This is a genomic window from Corynebacterium sp. S7 (genome assembly GCF_054401105.1).
In genome coordinates this window covers 2,604,829-2,624,481 of sequence record NZ_CM136760.1, presented here as the reverse complement: position 1 = coordinate 2,624,481, position 19,653 = coordinate 2,604,829, and the positions used below count along the sequence as shown (strand labels likewise).

The 19,653-nt window shown below is 57.2% G+C and carries 17 protein-coding genes; 12 read left to right on the top strand and 5 right to left on the bottom strand.

Features of this window, described 5'->3' with window-relative positions:
- Position 1 precedes the first annotated feature (1 nt).
- The 4 genes from ACXZ66_RS12445 to ACXZ66_RS12430 all read right to left on the bottom strand — a co-directional run bounded on the left by ACXZ66_RS12445 (position 2) and on the right by ACXZ66_RS12430 (position 3,946).
- Positions 2-1,081, bottom strand: coding sequence for an LLM class flavin-dependent oxidoreductase (locus tag ACXZ66_RS12445; RefSeq protein ID WP_458749163.1), 1,080 nt, complete (start codon positions 1,079-1,081; stop codon positions 2-4).
- Positions 1,082-1,162: 81 nt separating this feature from the next.
- Positions 1,163-2,401, bottom strand: a complete 1,239-nt coding sequence (locus ACXZ66_RS12440) for an MFS transporter (protein ID WP_458749161.1) — start codon at positions 2,399-2,401, stop codon at positions 1,163-1,165.
- A gap of 2 nt (positions 2,402-2,403) precedes the next feature.
- Positions 2,404-2,775, bottom strand: coding sequence for an ArsR/SmtB family transcription factor (locus tag ACXZ66_RS12435; protein WP_458749159.1), 372 nt, complete (start codon positions 2,773-2,775; stop codon positions 2,404-2,406).
- Positions 2,776-2,830: 55 nt separating this feature from the next.
- Positions 2,831-3,946, bottom strand: coding sequence for an NAD(P)-binding domain-containing protein (locus ACXZ66_RS12430; protein WP_458749157.1), 1,116 nt, complete (start codon positions 3,944-3,946; stop codon positions 2,831-2,833).
- 85 nt (positions 3,947-4,031) lie between these two features.
- Between ACXZ66_RS12430 and ACXZ66_RS12425 the strand changes: the two genes are divergently transcribed.
- From ACXZ66_RS12425 to ACXZ66_RS12370, 12 genes are all read left to right on the top strand, one after another.
- On the top strand, positions 4,032-5,381 hold the full coding sequence (locus ACXZ66_RS12425) for a sodium/glutamate symporter (protein ID WP_458749156.1): 1,350 nt from the start codon (positions 4,032-4,034) through the stop codon (positions 5,379-5,381).
- 319 nt (positions 5,382-5,700) lie between these two features.
- Positions 5,701-7,125 carry a DHA2 family efflux MFS transporter permease subunit gene (locus ACXZ66_RS12420; RefSeq protein ID WP_458749155.1) on the top strand — a complete coding sequence of 475 codons (1,425 nt, stop codon included), beginning with the start codon at positions 5,701-5,703 and terminating at the stop codon, positions 7,123-7,125.
- 257 nt (positions 7,126-7,382) lie between these two features.
- Positions 7,383-8,861: an MDR family MFS transporter gene (locus ACXZ66_RS12415; protein ID WP_458749154.1), complete on the top strand. Its 1,479-nt coding sequence runs from the start codon at positions 7,383-7,385 to the stop codon at positions 8,859-8,861.
- 146 nt (positions 8,862-9,007) lie between these two features.
- Entirely contained in the window at positions 9,008-11,563 is a 2,556-nt protein-coding gene (gene clpB / locus ACXZ66_RS12410; protein ID WP_458749153.1) for an ATP-dependent chaperone ClpB, read from the top strand.
- A gap of 397 nt (positions 11,564-11,960) precedes the next feature.
- A complete protein-coding gene (locus ACXZ66_RS12405; RefSeq protein ID WP_458749151.1) occupies positions 11,961-12,386 on the top strand; it encodes a DUF4265 domain-containing protein in 426 nt (141 codons plus the stop codon).
- A 19-nt stretch (positions 12,387-12,405) separates the two neighbouring features.
- On the top strand, positions 12,406-13,245 hold the full coding sequence (locus ACXZ66_RS12400; protein WP_458749150.1) for a sulfurtransferase: 840 nt from the start codon (positions 12,406-12,408) through the stop codon (positions 13,243-13,245).
- Positions 13,246-13,274: 29 nt separating this feature from the next.
- Positions 13,275-14,393 (top strand): hypothetical protein, encoded by a 1,119-nt coding sequence (locus tag ACXZ66_RS12395; protein ID WP_458749149.1) that lies wholly within the window; start codon positions 13,275-13,277, stop codon positions 14,391-14,393.
- 10 nt (positions 14,394-14,403) lie between these two features.
- Complete coding sequence (gene pyrE / locus ACXZ66_RS12390; RefSeq protein ID WP_458749147.1) at positions 14,404-14,958, top strand: orotate phosphoribosyltransferase; 555 nt, start codon at positions 14,404-14,406, stop codon at positions 14,956-14,958.
- Positions 14,951-15,604, top strand: coding sequence for a TrmH family RNA methyltransferase (locus tag ACXZ66_RS12385; protein WP_458749146.1), 654 nt, complete (start codon positions 14,951-14,953; stop codon positions 15,602-15,604). The genes pyrE and ACXZ66_RS12385 overlap by 8 nt, the downstream gene beginning before the upstream one ends.
- Positions 15,605-15,654: 50 nt before the next feature.
- Positions 15,655-16,842 (top strand): glycoside hydrolase family 76 protein, encoded by a 1,188-nt coding sequence (locus tag ACXZ66_RS12380; protein WP_458749145.1) that lies wholly within the window; start codon positions 15,655-15,657, stop codon positions 16,840-16,842.
- A gap of 118 nt (positions 16,843-16,960) precedes the next feature.
- Positions 16,961-17,995, top strand: a complete 1,035-nt coding sequence (gene fbaA, locus ACXZ66_RS12375; RefSeq protein WP_458749143.1) for a class II fructose-bisphosphate aldolase — start codon at positions 16,961-16,963, stop codon at positions 17,993-17,995.
- A gap of 109 nt (positions 17,996-18,104) precedes the next feature.
- Positions 18,105-19,292, top strand: coding sequence for an FUSC family protein (locus ACXZ66_RS12370; RefSeq protein ID WP_458749142.1), 1,188 nt, complete (start codon positions 18,105-18,107; stop codon positions 19,290-19,292).
- Here ACXZ66_RS12370 and ACXZ66_RS12365 read toward each other — a convergent pair.
- Positions 19,289-19,651, bottom strand: a complete 363-nt coding sequence (locus tag ACXZ66_RS12365; protein WP_458749140.1) for a PRC-barrel domain-containing protein — start codon at positions 19,649-19,651, stop codon at positions 19,289-19,291. The genes ACXZ66_RS12370 and ACXZ66_RS12365 overlap by 4 nt on opposite strands.
- Positions 19,652-19,653 lie beyond the last annotated feature (2 nt).

Sequence of the window (19,653 nt, the reverse complement as noted above, 5' to 3'; positions counted from 1 at the left end):
ATTAGTCGAAGGCGCTTACGTCGTAACCGGTGACGGGACCCTCGGTGTTCGGGATCCAACCAAGTGCAGGAGCGACGTGCTCGGCGAAGCCCTGGAGGATCTTCACGTTCAAGTCCACGCCCATGGTGTTCGGAATGGTGATCAAAACGGTGTCGGCGGCCTCGATAGCAGGGTCGGCCTTGAGCTGCTCGATCAACTTGTCCGGTTCGTCAGCGTAGGTACGACCAAAAGTGACGTTGGAACCCTCGCCAAGCGAGCCGATCTGATCCTCGTGGCTGGCCTGGGTAGAGAAGTAGCTGCGGGTTTCATCGTCGATGATCGGGAAAATGGAGCGCGAAACCGACACACGAGGGTTGTTCCTGGCGTGGCCGGCCTCCTTCCATGCGGCACGGTAGGTATCGATCTGGCTGCGCTGAACCTCGCCGAGAGTGCGGCCGTCGGCCTCAGAAACCAGGGTGGAGCTCATGAGGTTCACGCCGTCCTTCGCGGCCTGGACCGCGGAGCTATTCGAGCCCGAGCCCCAGAACATGCGCGAGTGCAGGTCAGGCGAATGTGGGAAGACCGGCAGCGGGGTGCCCTCGCGGTACATGCGTGGGTACTGCTGGTCGGCAGGTGCTGCCTTGGCCACGCCGTATCCGTCGATGGCGGATAGGAAGAGCTCCCACTTCTCGCGGGCAATATCGGCACCGTTGGGAGCTTTGCCGCCATAACCGAAGGACTTCCAGCCCTGATCGGCAGGCTCTGGTGACCCACGGGAGACACCGAGGGCGGTGCGACCGTCGGAAAGCAGGTCGAGGGAGGCTGCCTCTTCGGCGAGGTAGAGAGGGTTTTCGTAGCGCATATCAATCACGCCGGTACCTACCTCGATGCGCTTGGTGGCACCAACAACGGCACCGAGCATCGGCATGGGGCTGGAACCCTGCGGTGCGAAGTGGTGGACGCGGAAGGATGCGTTATTCACGCCGATCTCGTCTGCTGCCTTCGCAATTTCTAATTGGTCCTTGAGAACCTGGGCCGCATCGGGGCCCTGTTGGTTGCCTATTGCATGGTGGCCGAAGCTTAAAAAGCCGAACGCCTTCATTGCACTCTCCCTAATTACTTGAAACTTTGTGTTCTTATCAACAAGTGTAATGGAAAACGCGAAGAATTTATTCCGACGGACCTATTTCCCTTGGCCCATTCCAATAGGCGCGGGCCGGGATTCAGTGGATTTCCAATTTCGACGCGCATAGCCAAGGCCAAGAAATCCCAGGACCGAGAGCACAACAGCAATGTTGGAGAGCCCAATCGAAGTGCCCACGATTCCAGCCAGCGGATAGGTAACTAAGAAGCAAGCGTGTGACAAGGAGAACTGGGCAGCGAAAACGGCAGAGCGATTCTCTTCGGTACTATTGCGCCGGAGCAGACGTGACGAAGGAGTCAGTACGCCAGAGGTTGCCATTCCAATGATGAACCACAACAGCAACAGCACGACCCATTGGACACTTCCATCGAGCCAGGCCAGCGATGCCGCAACCAGCAAGAGTAAGACGGGCAGCGCAGTGCCGCCAGCAAGCATCGCTGTTTGGTCGGTGATCCTTTGCAAAAGACGCGGCATAGACAAAGCAACAATCATCGAGCCTGCGCCATTAGCAGCCAACAGGAGTGCCACGTCCGATTCGGACCTGCCCAGTGCGTTTTGAACAATCACTACGGTATTTGCAATCACCATTGCTGAGGTTGCCGCGACGGTTAGGTTCAGCCCCATGAGGCTGCGCAGTTCGGCCTTGGCCCAAAATGCTTTCACACCGCGGGTGAGGCGGTCTGTGAAACTAGCTTCTTCGGTGTGAGGCACATCCGGGAACTTCGCCCAGAGAACAAGCAGGGTAGAGGCAATAAAACCTACCGCAGTGCCAACGAACAAATTGTTGTATGTAACCACCGTGAGTAGCGCTGCCGCAATCATTGGGCTAACCAGGGACTCAAGATCGTAGGCGAGCCGGGAGAGAGAAAGTGCCTTGGTGTATTCGTCCTCGTCGGGCAACACGGCCGGGATGACAGCTTGGAACGTCGGCGTAAACGTGGCCGAGGCTGATTGCAGCAGGAAGATGAGGATGTAGATCTGCCAGGCTTCGGTGACCACGGGAAGGCAGAGGGCGACTCCGGCGCGGAGCACATCGGCAGCAACCAGCACGTGCTTGGGCTTGAAGCGAGAGGAAATCGCCGACATAAGCGGAGATACACCGACGTAGGCGATCATTTTGATCGTCATGGCCGTGCCCATCACAATGCCAGCGTTGGACCCTGCAATTTGCACAGCCAGCAATCCGAGCGCGACAGTAAGCAGGCCCGTTCCCAGCAGTGCAACAATCTGCGCACTAAAGAGTTTTGCGTAGGTCGGTTTTCTTAAAACAGAAAGCATGATTAGCCGCGGTCCGCAGGCGCATGGTGGTGGGGTGGAAGCTGGCCGTTAGATACTGAGTGCTCGGCCTGGCGGATCGCCTCAGTAACCAGCTTCACAGCGTGCTCGTCTGTGAGCTGGTAATACACGCTGGTTCCCTCTTGGCGGGTGGTGACAATGCGCGCCATGCGCAGCCGCGCAAGGTGTTGGGAGACACCAGAGGGCTTCTTATCGACGATTTCAGCCAGCGCATTTACCGAGAGCTCTTTATCTCGGCGCAGGGCGAGAATGATTTTGATTCGTGTTGGGTCGGCAAGGATCTTGAGAACCTCGGCTGCGAGGTCCACATAGTCCGATTCCGGATCCATTCCGCATTTTTTACTATCCGCATTCATGCGCAGATAATAACATATGAATGCGACGTGGCAACCTCGTCGTTAAGCGATGCTTTTAGCTCTCCTTCAGTAACTTCCATGCCTTCGTGCCAGCCTTGCGCCCCGCACGATTCGCGCCCACAGTCGATGCCGTCGAGCCGTATCCCGCCAGCAGAATCCGCTCATTGCGCTCCGGGGTGACCTCGTCCTTCATCGTGATGCCGCCACCGGCATTGCGCAGCTTCAGCGGAGCAAGATGCGGCATGTGCGCGCGGAAACCGGTGTTCCAAAAGATCACGTCGACCTGCTCAACGTGTCCGGCCTCGAACGGTTTCCAGGATTCGGGCACTTCAAGTTCGCTTGTCGACGATTGCGTCCCCTCGAAAATCACACTGTCTTCGGTGATCTCGTTGAACATGCCCCGCGAAACCAACGTGCCTCGCTCCGTTCCCTCGAGGTAATCCGGGATCATCCCGATGCCGGTATTCGAAACCACCGAAGTGGGAATGCCGCCTGTAAACGTATTTTCGCGAACGCGCTCTTCCACCTGCAAACCCCAGTCGCCTTCCTGGAACCCGCGGACATATTGCGGTGGCTTGTGGGTGGCCCAAATCGTCTCTGTTACGCCTTCTAACTCGAGGAGGAACTGCACGGCGGACAGGCCGCCACCGACAACTAAGGTTTTGAGCCCGGCAAAGTCTTCCTTGCGGCGGTAATTCTTCGTGTGCAGCTGCTTGCCCTGAAACTTTTCGATGCCACGGATGTACGGGACATACGGGCTGTCCCACGTTCCGGCGGCGCTAATGACGATCTTGGCCCTAAATTGTTCGCCGGTTTGGGTGGTCACGGTAAATAGTTCGCCGTTGGTTCCGCCCGTGACAGAAGTGACGCGCGCTGGGCGTAGGACGGGAATATTGAAGTGTTTTTCGTAGGCGCCGTAGTACTTGGCTACCAGCTTGCTTGCAGGAACGTTGGGGTCCGGGCGTTCCATATCTAATCCGGGAAGATTAGCAATCCCGTGGGCCTTGCCTAAGGTTAACGAGTCCCACCTATGTCTCCACGCGCCCCCAGGGCCCGCATTTGCATCGATGACCAGGAAGTTTTCAATGCCACGGCGGATAAGTTCATGGGCTGCAGCGAGGCCGGCCTGACCCGCGCCGATAATAATGACTGAATAAGTTTTTGTTGACATGTGCGCAAGTTTATCCTAGTTCACCGTCAAAAGCCCGTGGGCAAGCTGTAGGCTAGCTTCAGAAAATTCACAAGAAGGGACTTATATGGAGTTTACCCCGTATAGCATTTTGGTCGACGTTGGTTGGATCTCCATCCTGCTGATCGTTGGCAATATTTTGCGTAACCGCCTGCGCCTGTTTCAGCAGCTTCTTCTGCCGGCACCCATCTCCGCCGGCCTGATCGGCTTGCTGCTTGGCCCTGAAGTGCTTGGGTGGATCGGTTTCTCCGACCAGATTGGTGCTTATACCACCATTTTGATTGCCGTGATCTTCGCCTCGATGGCATGGTCAATGGATATCGGCGGGTCGGTGGCTAAAGGGGCGCGCAATATGTGGAGCTACTCCACCACCATGTTCATGTTCCAATGGGGCATCTTCATTCTGCTCGGCGTGTACCTGTTCAAACCCGTCTTCGGCACCGAAGACTGGTTCGGCATGATGCTTCCTGTCGGCTTTGTTGGCGGTTTTGGCACCGCAGCGGCAGTGGGCTCCTCGCTTGAGGCTGTCGGTGCCGAGGCGGCATCGTCGTTAGGCTTTACCTCCGCAACCATTGGTACCCTCGTTGCCATTATCGGTGGCGTCGCCGTGGCCAACTGGGGCATACGCACGGGCAAGGCAACCCAACTTGAAGGCGAGCTTCCCGACGAGCTTCGCAAAGGCTACATCGAGCGGGAGGAGGACCGACCTTCCATTGGTAAGGCAACCACGAACCCTTCGGCCATCGAGCCACTTGCTTTGCACCTCGGGTTCATCATTTTCACCGTGCTGGTGGCTTATTACGTCAACCAGTTAATTAGCGGGCAGTGGCCCAACGTGTCCATCCCGCTGTTCGCCACTTCCTTTATTGTTGGCCTGATCGGTCGTGTGATCATGCGGATGTTTAAGCGCCAGAACTATCTGGACAAGCAAACGGTAAGCACGATTTCCGGTGCCGCGACCGACTACATGATCGCCTTCGGTATCGCCTCGATTGTGCCCGCGGCACTTGCCGACTATTGGGTCGAGCTCGTTCTGCTCTTCGTTTTGGGCACCATCTTCTGCCTCTTCTATCTGCTGGTCATGGCACCAATCTTCTTTGGTAATCGCTGGATTGAACGTGGCCTCTTTGGCTGGGGTTGGGCAACCGCTGCGGTGGCAACAGGTATCGCTCTGTTGAAGATGGTCGATCCGAAGCTGCGCTCAGGCACGCTGAACGAATATGGCGTGGCCTATGTTGGCTTTGCCCCGTTTGAGATTGGCATGACCATCCTCGCGCCGATTGCTGTTATAGCAGGAATGACCGCCGGATTTGGCTGGATTACTTTTGCCATCGCTGCCGCGATCCTGATTATGTCCTACGCCTTGAAGTGGATTCCGGTCCAAGGTGACGGACCCGGCGGGGGAACAACCGATTAGGAGTGTGATGTGCATCACGATAAGTTGACATTGCTTTAAGTCTGCTCGAGAATCTTGATCTGCTTCGCAAAAGGAAACTTATTCGAAAAGTTTTCCCTTTGTCCCGAGCAACGCCTAGTCCGCGCTTCCGGCAAGGCGACCAATCACTTTAGAAGCCCCCCAAAAAAACTCTGTAGGTGTACCCCTAATCGGGTACACCGCTTTTGCGATCGAAAAGACTTTTGCAATTTAACCAATTATCACTGGAGAACATATGAACGCAGCCCGAAAAACACCCGATAGAAACCAAAAAGCAGATTCCGGCGAGAATAATGAGCGCATGTCCGGCAGCACAATTGCCGTGATTGGCGTCCTCGTCGTCACGTCCTTCGTGATGATGCTCAACGAGACCTCCCTGTCCGTCGCACTGCCCGAGATCATGGCGCAGTTTGATATCTCCGCGTCCACTGCTCAGTGGTCGCTGACCGGCGTGATGTTGACCATGGCCATCGTGATGCCGACTACTGGTTGGGTCATGGATAGGTTCACTACCCGTCAGGTGTACTTTTTCGCGCTGATTGCTTTCCTTATTGGTTCAATCATCGCCGGATGGTCGCCTAGTTTTGGCATGTTGTTGCTCGGCAGGGTCCTGCAAGCAGCAGGTACTGCAGTTCTGATTCCGTTGCAGTCGATCGTCGTCATGATCATTGTGCCTGCTAATCGACGAGGCACCGTCATGGGTCTGATCTCTATCGTTCAGGCTACGGCTCCTGCGCTTGGCCCAACATTCTCCGGCTTGGTCATGACGGTTTCTACCTGGCACACCACCTTCTGGATCATGGCAGTGCTCGTAGCTATCACCGGCCTGTTCGCCGTGAAATTCCTGAAGAACGTGGGCACCACGAAGGACTCCCCACTCGATGTGTTCTCCGTGATCCTGGCAGCCTTTGCTTTCGGCGGCCTTGTCTACGGACTCAGCTCCATTGGAACGGCAGTGACCGGCGGCCCAGCCGCACAAGCTGCGCTTGTGATCACCATCGTTGGCCTCGTCGCACTGGTCTGGTTTGTTCGCCGCCAAATCAACCTGGCGAAGGAAGGCCGTGCACTTTTGAACCTGGCTCCGCTGAAGGTGAAGAACTTCGTCGTCGCTTTGGTTTCGATCCTGTTCATCCAGGCCACCATGCTGGGTGTTTCCAACACGCTGCCACTGTACCTTCAGGGTGCACTGATGACTTCCGTTTTGGTCGCTGGCCTAGTCAACCTTCCTGGCGGCCTCCTGCAGGCAATCATCTCGCCATTCTCCGGTTCTATGTATGACCGCGTTGGACCTCGCCCACTCGTGATCCCAGGCATGATCATTGCTGCTGCTTCGCTGTATGGCCTGGCAACCGTAGATTCGAACACTTCGGTGTGGTTCATTGTGCTCATGTTCGTGGTGTTCTCCGGTGGTCTGTCGCTGGTGCTCACTCCAATGATGACCACGGCGCTGAGCTCCCTAGATCACGAGGTCTATAGTCACGGCTCCGCAATTATGAACACCCTGATGCAGCTGGCTGGTGCTGCCGGTACGGCAGTGATGATTGCTATCTTCGATATCGTCAGTGCAGCCGGTGGCGGCACCCCTGAAGCAATGGGCGATGGTGCAGCGCAGGCCTTCCTCCTTGGCGCCGTGCTTCTTACCATCGGTGTCCTTGTTGCTCTGTCCGTTCAGCGTCCTGACCTCTCGGGCTCGACGAAGACGGTGGAACCGACCTCGGAGAAGTAGACATGGAGAAGTAGACACAACGAGCACATCTTTGTGCTCTTATTCACCAAGTTTTGACAGAACTTGCACTTTCAACCAAACTGGAAAGTGCTTTGGCATAAACGGACACGAATTGCCGTTAATGTCAAAATGAAAATCCGCAACCCAGCCTTCCTGCCTTGAGCAGATAGGCTGAGGCGCGGTTTTCTTTGTTTTGTTCTCATTGCGGCGTACCTAGTTAGGTGCGCCCATTATTGGTTAATAAGGAGCTTCTTACCGTGACACCTGTGAACGGATCCCCACCAAGCCCGCAATCACAGCCTTCGGACAAGCTGTCTGGCAAGGTCATCGCAGTTATTGCTGTGCTGGTTGGCACTACTTTTGTGATGATGCTCAACGAGACCGCGCTGTCGGTCGCACTGCCCGAGATCATGGCTGATTTTGATATCACCGCATCGGTTGCGCAGTGGGCGCTCACCGGTGTCATGCTGACCATGGCCATCGTGATGCCAATGACCGGTTGGATCCTTGACCGGTTTACCACGCGCCAGGTCTATTTCTTTGCCGTGATCTTCTTCCTCATCGGTTCGATTGTTGCGGCACTTTCGCCAACATTCGTGGTTTTGCTGCTGGGTCGTGTGTTGCAGGCCATTGGTACAGCCATCGTGATGCCACTGCAGATGACCGTTGCCATGAACATCGTCCCAGCTCACCGCCGTGGCGCCATCATGGGAATCATCTCTATTGTAATGGCCGTGGGGCCAGCTCTTGGCCCAACTTTCGCGGGCCTGATCATGTCGTTTGCTACCTGGCATATGACTTTCTGGATCATGGCGGTCCTCGTGGCCATTGCAGGTCTAGTTGGCGTGCGCTACCTCCAAAATGTTGGTACAACCAAGGATGCTCCGCTCGACTTCGTCTCTGTTGTGCTCTCGGCGTTTGCCTTCGGCGGTCTCGTTTACGGCTTGAGCTCAATTGGTGAAATTGTCACCGAAGGACCAGGCGCGACCGCCGCGATCATCATCTTCATCGTCGGCGTAGTTGGCCTTGTCCTCTTTGTCTGGCGTCAGCTGGCCATGGCAAAAACCGGCAAGGCTCTGCTGAACCTGGCTCCGCTGCGTGTGCGCAACTATGTCATTGCTGTAGTAGTGATCATGATCTTCCAAATGGCTCTGCTGGGTGTGTCGAACACGCTTCCTCTCTACCTGCAGGGCGCTTTGCTCGTGTCGGTACTGGTTGCCGGTATGGTCAACCTGCCAGGTGGAATCGTCGAAACGCTCATTTCGCCCATCTCTGGTGCGCTCTATGACCGCATTGGTCCGCGCCCACTTGTCATCCCGGGTGCGGCGATCTCCGTGGCTGCGCTTTTTGCCATGGCAACCGTCGACCACACGACGTCGGTGTGGTTCATTGTGGTGATGTTCGCTGTTTTGTCGGTGGGTATCGGCCTCGCGTTGACGCCGCTGATGACCACATCGTTGAGTTCGCTTCCCGACGAGATCTATTCCCACGGTTCTGCCATTTTGAATACGCTGATGCAGCTGGCTGGCGCGGCCGGTACTGCGGTGCTAATCGCTATCTTCGATGTGACTAGTGCTGCTGGAGGTGGCACTCCTGAGGCACAAGGTGAGGGCGGTGCCCGTGCATTCTTGGTGGCCGCAATCATGTTGACCGTGGCCCTAGCGTTCTCGCTATTTGTTCAGCGACCGAACTTGTCCGGTACCACGAAGACTGTGGAAACGGCGGATCCTCGTTAAGAACTGGTAGAATTTAAAGTTGAGCGGGCGAGACTAAAGAATGCCTAAAATAGTTGCCCCTTTTTCGTACTTGAGTGGAACAGACTCAACTCTTTGTGCGTTATACCTAATGACTAACAAAACTTTAAGACGAAAGGGGCAACTATATGAGCTCGTTCAACCCAACTACGAAAACGCAGGAAGCCCTGCAACAGGCGCTGCAGAAAGCAAGCGCAAACGGTAACCCGGATATCCGTCCGGCACACCTTTTGAATGCAATTTTAACCCAGGAAGAGGGCATTGCGCGCCCTGTCCTGCAAGCTACTGGCGTCGATCCGGACACTGTCGCGAAAGAGGCAGAAGCGATCGTCGATGGCTACCCAAAGGCCGAAGGCCAGAATTTAGCAAACCCGAACTTTAACCGCGATGCTCTCAACGCGCTGAACACGGCGCAAGAGCTCGCAGGTGAACTTGGCGACGAATACGTTTCCACCGAGGTGCTGCTCGCAGCCATTGCTCGTGGCAATGATGAGGCAGCTGAGCTGCTGAAGAAGCGCGGAGCTACCTATGACGTAATTAAGCAGGCTTTCCCGTCTGTGCGTGGTAGCAAGAAGGTCACCAGCCAGGATCCGGAAGATCAGTTCCAGGCGCTGGAGAAGTACTCCACCGACCTGACTGCTCGTGCTCGCGAGGGCAAGATCGACCCTGTAATCGGGCGTGACCAGGAGATTCGCCGTGTCGTCCAGGTTCTTAGCCGCCGTACCAAGAACAACCCAGTGCTCATTGGTGAGCCTGGCGTTGGTAAGACCGCGATTGTTGAGGGCCTTGCTCGGCGTATCGTCGCAGGCGACGTTCCTGAGTCGCTGAAGGGCAAGACGCTGCTCAGCCTGGATCTCAGCTCGATGGTCGCAGGTGCGAAATACCGCGGTGAGTTCGAGGAGCGCCTGAAGGCAGTCCTCGATGAGATCAAGAGCTCTGACGGTCAGATTATTACCTTCATCGATGAGCTGCACACCATCGTCGGCGCTGGTGCAACGGGCGAAGGCTCGATGGATGCCGGCAACATGATTAAGCCAATGCTTGCCCGTGGTGAGCTGCGACTAGTCGGTGCAACCACGCTTGACGAGTACCGCAAGTACATCGAAAAGGATGCCGCTCTCGAGCGTCGTTTCCAGCAGGTCTACGTCGGTGAGCCTTCCGTGGAAGACACCGTCGGTATTCTTCGTGGCCTCAAGGAGCGCTACGAGGTGCACCACGGCGTGCGCATCCAGGACTCTGCACTAGTCGCCGCCGCCGAGCTGTCAAACCGCTACATCACCAACCGCTTCCTGCCAGACAAGGCCATTGACCTCGTCGACGAGGCTGGGTCACGGTTGCGCATGGAGATCGATTCGTCTCCAGAGGAGATCGACGAGCTTGAGCGCGTCGTTCGCCGCCTCGAGATCGAAGAGATCGCCCTGGAGAAGGAGTCGGATGCGGCCTCGAAGGATCGCCTTGAGAAACTGCGTCAAGAACTTGCCGACGAGCGCGAGAAACTCGGCGAGCTGAAAGCTCGTTGGGCAAACGAGAAGGGCTCGATTGACAAGGTTCAGGCAGCGAAGGAAGAACTGGAGAAACTGCGCAACGAGTCCGAGATCGCGGAGCGCGACGGTGACTACGCAAAGGTTTCCGAGCTGCGCTACGGCCGGATCCCAGAGCTAGAACAAGAGGTCGCCGAGGCTGAATCGCAGGCCCACGACTCCGGAAATACCATGATTGCCGAGGAAGTCACCCCTGATGTGATCGCCGAAGTAGTCAGTGCGTGGACCGGTATTCCTGCAGGCAAGATGATGCAGGGTGAGACCGAGAAGCTGCTGCACATGGAAGAAGTACTGGGTAAGCGCGTCGTCGGCCAGCACGAAGCTGTTCAGGCAGTCTCTGATGCGGTCCGCCGCTCCCGTGCAGGTATTGCGGATCCGAACCGACCAACCGGTTCCTTCCTCTTCCTTGGTCCTACCGGCGTTGGTAAGACTGAGCTGGCGAAGGCCGTCGCGGAGTTCCTCTTCGATGACGAGCAGGCCATGGTCCGCATCGACATGTCCGAGTACGGCGAGAAGCACTCCGTTTCCCGCTTGGTCGGTGCCCCTCCGGGATACGTCGGCCACGATTCGGGCGGTCAGCTGACCGAGGCCGTGCGCCGTCGCCCTTACACCCTCGTGCTTTTCGACGAGGTGGAGAAGGCTCACCCGGACGTATTCGATGTCTTGCTGCAGGTTCTCGACGATGGTCGCCTCACCGACGGCCAAGGTCGAACCGTTGATTTCAGCAACACCGTGATTATCCTGACTTCGAACCTGGGCGCAGGTGGAAGCCACGAGCAGATCATGGATGCTGTGAAGCGGACCTTCAAGCCGGAGTTCATCAACCGCCTCGACGACGTGGTCATTTTCGATCCACTGTCTCAGGAACAGCTGGTTGGCATCGTTGACATTCAGCTGCAATCCCTGGCGGACCGTCTTGCAAGTCGCCGACTCGAGCTCGATGTCTCGGATGCTGCGAAGTCTTGGTTGGCCGAGCGTGGCTACGATCCCGACTTCGGTGCCCGTCCGCTGCGTCGTCTGATTCAGCAGGCTATCGGCGACAAGCTGGCAAAGGCCCTGCTTGCGGGCGATATTGTTGACGGCGACACCGTTGCGGTGGACGTTGCCGAGGACGGCGAGTCGCTCACGGTAGCAGCGAAGTAATCGCTTTAAAGCCGGTGTACTCCCTTTTGCAGGGGGTCCACCGGCTTTTTGCTGTCTGGCACTTGTCGCTTGCTGCTTGCCACTTGTCGCGATATCGAACGCTGGCAAAAAACTGCCCAAAAATGGGCCATTACGTGCGATCTAGCAGACATTAAAAACAGGACTTCGATATCGCCGGCCCAATTCGGCCCGCACTATCGACGGATGTGCTGAAAACGACGTATGTCAAGTAGTTGTGAACCGGTTCGGTTGGTTAGCTAACGAGTAGTGCGTGCGTTTGAGGATCAGCCCCTTTATGTGTAGCCTGCAACACATAAAACAAACGGCACCGATACCAGTCCCCGCATGTAAAACCCGCGCTGATTCCTTTTTTGCCACAACCGGCTACGATGAGGGAATGACGTCCTTAACGCCAACAACCACAATTGTTACTAGGGTTCCGTTACCGGGCATCAACAACGAAGAACTTGCAGCTCACGATCTTGGAAATGGGCACTTTGTTGTGGCCAGCGTTCCATTCGTTGACACCACTTTGGCTGTCGGGGACATTGTTGAATGCGTAAGGGTTGGTGGGCAATTCCACGTCAACCAAGTTGTTGTACGCGGTGGTGCATCTACCATCCGGATTTTGCCCCAAGGTCCAGAAGATATCGCGGGAACTTTGCTCGCTTTCGGGTGCCGTGTCGAAATCGGTCCAGGCGGGATGCTCGCGGCATCGATCGGGCCGGATTGTCCTTGGGAAGGCATCCAGGAGTGGCTGGAGTCTCTCGAAGATGATGGCCAGATCCAGGTAGCTCCGGGATATACGGCGGAAAGTCACTAATCCCCTTAGTATGGCAGTCATGACTGTCTTCATCAGTGCAAACGAGCTCGCAGACTACATCCGACACGGACAAAACCAGACTGTAATCTCAACCATTTGGGCACCGCTTGAGGGTGATGCCGAGGCGATTTACCAGTCGAACCACATCCCAACCTCATTGTTCTGCGATCCGGCTTTTGCACTCGCAGGCATCCCTAGCAGCGAAGATGGCCGCAACCCGATGCCTTCGGTGCGGTCCCTTCAGCAGTCCATTAACAAGTGGGGCCTGAAGAAGGGGCGCCCAGTCGTGGTCTTTGACCCAGGCATGGGCGTATTCGCTTCGCGTGCGTGGTGGGTCCTGCGGTGGGCCGGCATCGAAGAGGTCTACATCCTCGACGGTGGCCGTGCCGAGTGGGATCGCCTTGGCTTGCCCACAGTCGGCGGTCCGGGCAATATCACAGTCGGTTCGGACGTAAAGGTTCAGCCACATTCTTTGCCAACGATTGAGATCGAGGACGTGAAGCGCTTCGATGGCACACTCCTCGACGCCCGCGGCGAGAGTCGCTTTGAAGGTCGCCGCGAGATTCTGGATCTCAAAGCCGGCCACATCCCGGGTGCTGTGAACTTGCCTGTCTCCGAGCTGTTTGACAAGGACAACAAGATCAAGCCGACCGACCAGGTGCTCGCGCGTTTGGCCCAGGAAGGCATTGACCACAACACGGATCCAGCAGATGTTGTCACCTATTCGGGTTCCGGGAATCACTCGGCGATGCTGCTCGCGGCCATGGCTCACGTCGGTCTGCCCATTGTCACTCACTACGTTGGCGGTTGGTCGCAGTGGAGTGCAGATACGGCCAATGAGGTGGCGCGTCACGTCTAAGCACGGGCAAGACGCTAAAGTTCTACTTGATGGCATACTTAGCGCTTTTCCTCGCAGTGCTCGCTCTCGTGGGAGCGGGCGTTTTGTGGTACTTCGGTTCTCGTAACGCTCAGAATCCACCGGATCGAGAAGATCCCGTGGAAGATGTCGCAGAAGAGCCTCGCTTAACGACGACGCTCCCGCCCGCGGAAGAAGAGTCCACCGTGGCCGAACCCATGGCTGAACCCGAGGCCGAACCTGTCGTGGTCGAGCAACCCGAGCCAGAACCCGAGCCCGAACCCGAGCCAGCTCCGCAGCCCGCTCCGCGTCCCGTGCGCAAATCAGGCCTGCATTTTCCAGGAGCTACTCGCAGGGATCGGCGCTCGTGGGCCGAGCAGCACGGCTACGAGTACCAGCGCACCGACAACTACCTGCTTGACGAATGGACCCGCGGGGCAGCCTCCTCGGGCGTAGCAGCAAAAGATATCGTCCATGGTGTTTCCTACGGCCACGAAACTTTGCTGATGGACCTGGGTGGCACAAACGTCATGGCTATGCGCACCGGGGTGGTCAGTGACGTGGTCGTCGATATGCGACGCGAGGGGTTTGACGCTGAGTCCTCCGACGACCTGCTTGAAGTGTCCACGATTGGTGGCTTTAGGGTCTATGCCACCGAGGTTGGTCCGGCGCAGCGAATCCTCGATGATCGCGTGCTCATTGCCCTAGAAAACATGCCCGAAGTAGTTAGCGCGGTGTGGTTTGAAACCGACTGGGTGCTGGCGCAAACCGAACAAGGGAGCACTCCCGATGACTGGGACGCAATGCTTGCGCCACTGGGATTGCTTGCCGATGCCGCCCGCGTGCTCCCTCCGCAGACCTGGCAGTTCCTGGAATTTGATCGGCCAACTCGTGAAATGGGCCAGCCGGTCCTGCTCCCCGTTGCGGAGTCCCACACCGAGGAACCTGACACTGGTGTGCATATCGTGCGTCCTGAAGAACCACTCGAGTTGCCCACGCGAACAACGGGCACCGTGCACGGAATCATGGAACATCACGCCATCGGCGGCGACGAGGTAGAAGCCATCGCCGACGGAAAGTACGAGGGCCCCGTCAACGATGGCACCCGGATAACCAGGGAGCTGAAACCACCGAGTATCTTCGGCGACTAACATATGGCGCATGACTGATAATCGCGTCGATTCCGCAGCAAAAGAAAAGCTCGCAGCCCTGGTCAAAGAGCTTGCCATTGTTCACGGCAAGGTCACGTTGTCTTCGGGCAAGGAAGCTGACTACTACGTGGACCTGCGTCGTGCCACGCTGCACCACGAAGCATCCCGCCTGATCGGCCAGCTTTTGCGCCAGATCACCTCTGACCTCGACTATGTTGCAGTTGGCGGCCTGACCTTGGGCGCCGACCCAGTTGCTACCGCGATCATGCACGCTGAAGGAGACCCGGTCGACGCATTCGTTGTGCGCAAGGAAGCGAAGAAGCATGGCATGCAGCGTCGCATTGAGGGCCCGTCGATCGTCGGCAAGCGAGTGCTCGTTGTCGAAGACACCACCACGACCGGTAACTCGCCGCTGACCGCGGTTGAGGCCGTGCGTGCGGAAGGCGCTGAAGTTGTTGCTGTGGCAACGGTGGTTGATCGTGCCACCGGTGCGGAAGCGGTGATCCGCGAGGCGGGCGTGGAGTATCGCTACTTGCTCGGCCTGGAGGACCTTGGTCTTGCGTAGTACCTCGGAGCCCGGCCCGACCGAATGGGGCGAGGGTCGCCACGGGGTCGGGCCGTGGGAGGGCCAATGGCCTACCGATTCGCGTTACGACGAGGCGTTGTTGCGCGAAGGTGATCGTCGTAACGTGGTCGATGCATACCGATACTGGACGCGCGAGGCGATTATCGCCGACATTGACACCCGACGTCATTCCTTTCACGTGGCTATTGAGAACTTTGAAAACGATGCGAATATTGGCACCGTCGTGCGTACGGCGAACGCGTTCGCTGCAGATACGGTGCACATTGTGGGCAAGAAGCGATGGAATCGACGCGGGGCGATGGTCACCGATAGGTATCAACACCTGGAACATCATGCGACCATTGAGGATTTGGTGGCCTGGTGCATCGAGCGTGACCTGCCGATTGTGGCGATTGATAATACCCCCGGGGCGACTCCGCTAGAAACCGCCGAGTTGCCGAAAAACTGTATGCTTGTTTTTGGACAAGAAGGGCCGGGAGTCACAGCAGAAGCCCAGGGTGCAGCGGTAATGACGTGCTCGATAGCTCAGTTTGGGTCTACCCGGTCGATCAACGCCGGAGTCGCGGCAGGCATTGCCATGCATGCGTGGGTTCGCCAGCACGCTGATCTGAAACGTTCGTGGTGAAATCACGATATGGTAAATATTGATGAAGTTTCCTTCGATTGAGGAGAGTAGTGCCTGAGACATGGGCGCACCGCGCCGACCTTGCTGAATCCGCGATTAATGAGCGTCACGCGTCGCGGCTGTGGGGGATGCCCCGCACCAACCTTGCGGTGGTCAGTTGGCCACCCACCACCAAAGAGAAACTCTTTGGACATTGGCATTATTGGTGGCAGGCGCAATATCTCGATTGCCAGGTGGACGCAGCGCTGCGGCGCGAAACGAAGACGCGTCGTCGGCGCATCACGGATACCATGCGCGGAATACAAATCCGCAACTTGGGCAAGTTGGTGAATAATCGCTATTTTGATGACAAGGCTTGGATGGCGCTTGCCATGCGCCGGGCTGGCAACCTGAACCGTGTGAAGGCGCCGAAGCAGCTCAGCGAGCTGGAGTTCAACCTCATCGCGGGCATTGATTCGGTCACTGGTGTGCTGCCCTGGCGTGAGGGGGAAACCTACTACAATGTTCCCTCGAATGGTCCCGCTGCGATCATGATGGCTCGCACAGGCAGGCTGGATCAGGCACGCGAGATCGTGGACTGGATCTACGATAATTTGCTCGCTGACAATGGCCTGGTCATGGACGGTGTGCGCATGCGCATGCACGGCCCAGAAATCGTGGACAAAACGTATACCTACAACCAGGGCGTGCTGCTCGGCGCCTCGCTGGAAATTGTGCTTGCTCTACGCCAGCGCGCGGGGCTGGGCCAGGATGAGGCGGTGGACTCCTACGATGATGCCTCCAAGGCCGACGAATCGATTACATATGTCACTCACATTCGTTCGCTGATGCAGGCGATTGCCTTGCACATGGCTTCGCCCCAAGGTGTCATTCTCGGCGGCGGAGACGGGGACGGAGGCCTGTTCAAAGGCATCCTGGCCAGGTACTTAGCCGATATTGCGGTGCGCTTGCCGGAGGATTCACCGGCAAATACGGCGACGAAGAAGGTGGCCAAGCGCATTGTCGTGGCCTCAGCGGAGTCGGTGTGGAACCACCGCCTCGAAGTTGATGGCCTGCCAATCTTCTCGTCCGATTGGACCCAAGACGCGCGCCTGCCACACAACTACGGCCTCGGCCCGTCGTCGGTGCCCGAAGCCATGGGCATGATTCGCATCGACGAGCGTGATCTCTCGGTGCAGCTCTCCGGTTGGATGTTGTTGGAGGCGGCGGCGCGCGTGAGCGCTAGCGATGAAGACTAGCGACGAAGGCTAGTGCGCAATTTCGGGTGTGCGGGTGTGATTGTCAAGCCAAAACTTCTATTTCAAGGCATACTGGGAAAGAATCTCAGTATTTCAACAATGGAGGATTTCTCAGCTCATGCCTATTGCAACTCCCGAGGTCTACAACGCAATGCTGGATCAGGCAAAGGAAGGTGGCTACGCATTCCCAGCCATCAACTGCACCTCTTCCGAGACCATCAACGCTGCCCTGAAGGGTTTCGCCGAGGCTGAGTCCGACGGCATCATCCAGTTTTCCACTGGTGGTGCAGAGTTCGGCTCCGGCTTGGCAGTAAAGAACAAGGTCGCAGGAGCACAGGCGCTGGCAGCTTTCGCTCACGAGGCAGCAAAGCACTACGGCATCAACGTTGCCCTGCACACGGACCACTGCCAGAAGGAAGTTCTGGACGAGTACGTACGCCCCTTGATCGCTATTTCCCAGGAGCGCGTGGACCGTGGCGAACTCCCACTGTTCCAGTCCCACATGTGGGATGGTTCCGCAGTGCCAATCGCCGAGAACCTTGAGATCGCTCAGGAGCTCCTGGAGAAGGCACGCAACGCCAACATCATCCTTGAGGTTGAAATCGGCGTTGTCGGCGGCGAAGAGGACGGCGTTGAGGCAAAGGCCGGCGCTAACCTGTACACCACCGAAGAGGACTTCGAGAAGACCATTGACGCTCTGGGTACCGGCGAGAACGGCCGTTACCTTCTGGCCGCAACCTTCGGCAACGTACACGGCGTGTACAAGCCAGGCAATGTGAAGCTGCGCCCAGAAATCTTGAAGATGGGCCAGGACGCAGCCATTAAGAAGCTTGGCCTGGATGCTTCCGCTCAGCCATTCGACTTTGTTTTCCACGGTGGCTCCGGCTCCGAGAAGGAAAAGATCGAAGAGGCACTGACCTACGGTGTTATCAAGATGAACGTTGACACCGACACCCAGTACGCATTCACCCGCCCAATCGTGGGCCACATGTTTGAGAACTACAGCGGCGTTCTCAAGGTTGACGGCGAAGTGGGCAACAAGAAGGTCTATGACCCACGCTCTTACATGAAGAAGGCAGAGCAGGGTATGTCCGAGCGCGTCATCGAGTCCTGCAAGGACCTGAAGTCGGCTGGCAAGTCTGTAACCAAGTAAGCACCAAGTAACGCCAGTTACCCAAAAGCTCCCGCGCAACGGCGCGGGAGCTTTTCGCTTCGAGTATCCTTTGATGAGCAGTAATTAACGGAAGAATCGGGGTGAATTTGTGGCAAAAGAACGCATGGGCACGCGTGCGCGCTTGCACGCGATCGACCGCTCGCTGCAGTCCCGCCTCGCGCGCCTGCGCAAGCGCTGGTGGCAGATTATCCAGACTGCGCTTGCCTCCGGGTTGGCGTATTGGGTGGCCCAAGAACTCATCGGCCACGCCACCCCGTTCTTCGCCCCGATTTCGGTGGTAATCATCCTGTCCGTCTCTGGCGGAGACAGGGTCAAGCGCGCTTTCGAGTTATCCATGGGCTGTGTCCTCGGCGTGCTTGTCGGCGACCTGCTCATCGCCCCGCTTGGCACCGGCGGGTGGCAGATTGCGCTTGCCGTCGGAGTGAGCCTCATAGTGGCGGGATTCTTCACCAGCTCCGTGCTTGTCAATAACCAAGTTGCCATCGGAGCGATCCTGATTGCCACGATCATGCCACCCGGCGCGGAAACCACCGGCATCGACCGCACCCTCGACGCCCTTGTGGGGTCCACCATTGCAATCCTGGTGATCGCGTTTTTGCCTTCGTCGCCACTGTCGTCGGCACGCCACGAAATAGCCAAGGTGCTAGGTATTGCGTCGTCGGTGCTCGACGATGTGGCGAAGGGGTTGCGCGACAACGACGCCGAGCTTATCGACGATGCACTGGCCGCCATCCGCGGAACTCAAAGTGGCATCGATGCCATGCTTACAGCCACGAAGTCGGGCGCCGAATCGTCGAGAATTTCTCCCTTCTTGTGGGCCACCCGCAGGTATGTCCGTTCCCTGGAACGCGTGATCGAGCCCGTGGATAACGCGATTAGGAACGTACGTGTCCTTGCCCGGCGCGCACATGTGCTGGTTGAAGACGGGGATACCGTAAGTGATCGTCAGATCGAGATCATTGATGCGCTGGCGAAGTACTTCCTAGATCTCTCGGATATGTACGAAGTGAATACGGAACTCAGTCAGTCCCAGGAGATCCCGGTATTGGTGAATAAGCTGCGCCAGCTAGGCTCCGAAGCCTCGATGGATGTTATCGAAGAAGATAGTGTACTTAGCGCGTATGTCATTTTGGCCCAGTCGCGCTCCATCATCGTTGACCTGCTGCAGGTCTGCGGAATGTCGCGCGAATCTGCTTTGGCCGTGCTTTCTCCTACCTCAGAGACCCCGGCGTACCCGCCGGAGGTGTGGGACGAGGATGAGCACAAGAAGTCCTAGGACTTGAGCGTCTGGTACCCCGAGACATCATCTAAATCCTTGACCTCAAAGTGCTTGTAACACTTGTGGCGATCAGGGGCGGTGAGGTGGCCCTCCATGCCAATCTCTGGGGCGTCGTCGAGCTTGTCCTTGGGAAAAGCGACGTGGATGCCATCTTGCTTCAAGTCGTGTCCGCGCAGCGGAACAATGGAGCTCTTGGCCCCGAAGAGACCGTGCTTGAGCTCAATGAAGTCCGGCTGGCCAGTCTCGTCATTGAGGTAGACGTCCGAGGCAGTGCCAATTTTCTCACCGAGGTTGTCGAAGACTGTGGCATTGAGCAGGGAGTCGACGTTGCGTGGGGCAGTCTCAGAATCAGTCATGC

Bases quoted from the DNA above. Each gene is read 5' to 3' on its own strand.
- ACXZ66_RS12445 (WP_458749163.1), bottom strand. From the start codon at position 1,081: ATGAAGGCGTTCGGCTTTTTAAGCTTCGGCCACCATGCAATAGGCAAC.
- ACXZ66_RS12440 (WP_458749161.1), bottom strand. From the start codon at position 2,401: ATGCTTTCTGTTTTAAGAAAACCGACCTACGCAAAACTCTTTAGTGCG.
- ACXZ66_RS12435 (WP_458749159.1), bottom strand. From the start codon at position 2,775: ATGAATGCGGATAGTAAAAAATGCGGAATGGATCCGGAATCGGACTAT.
- ACXZ66_RS12430 (WP_458749157.1), bottom strand. From the start codon at position 3,946: ATGTCAACAAAAACTTATTCAGTCATTATTATCGGCGCGGGTCAGGCC.
- ACXZ66_RS12425 (WP_458749156.1), top strand. From the start codon at position 4,032: ATGGAGTTTACCCCGTATAGCATTTTGGTCGACGTTGGTTGGATCTCC.
- ACXZ66_RS12420 (WP_458749155.1), top strand. From the start codon at position 5,701: ATGTCCGGCAGCACAATTGCCGTGATTGGCGTCCTCGTCGTCACGTCC.
- clpB (WP_458749153.1), top strand. From the start codon at position 9,008: ATGAGCTCGTTCAACCCAACTACGAAAACGCAGGAAGCCCTGCAACAG.
- ACXZ66_RS12405 (WP_458749151.1), top strand. From the start codon at position 11,961: ATGACGTCCTTAACGCCAACAACCACAATTGTTACTAGGGTTCCGTTA.
- ACXZ66_RS12400 (WP_458749150.1), top strand. From the start codon at position 12,406: ATGACTGTCTTCATCAGTGCAAACGAGCTCGCAGACTACATCCGACAC.
- ACXZ66_RS12395 (WP_458749149.1), top strand. From the start codon at position 13,275: ATGGCATACTTAGCGCTTTTCCTCGCAGTGCTCGCTCTCGTGGGAGCG.
- pyrE (WP_458749147.1), top strand. From the start codon at position 14,404: ATGACTGATAATCGCGTCGATTCCGCAGCAAAAGAAAAGCTCGCAGCC.
- fbaA (WP_458749143.1), top strand. From the start codon at position 16,961: ATGCCTATTGCAACTCCCGAGGTCTACAACGCAATGCTGGATCAGGCA.
- ACXZ66_RS12365 (WP_458749140.1), bottom strand. From the start codon at position 19,651: ATGACTGATTCTGAGACTGCCCCACGCAACGTCGACTCCCTGCTCAAT.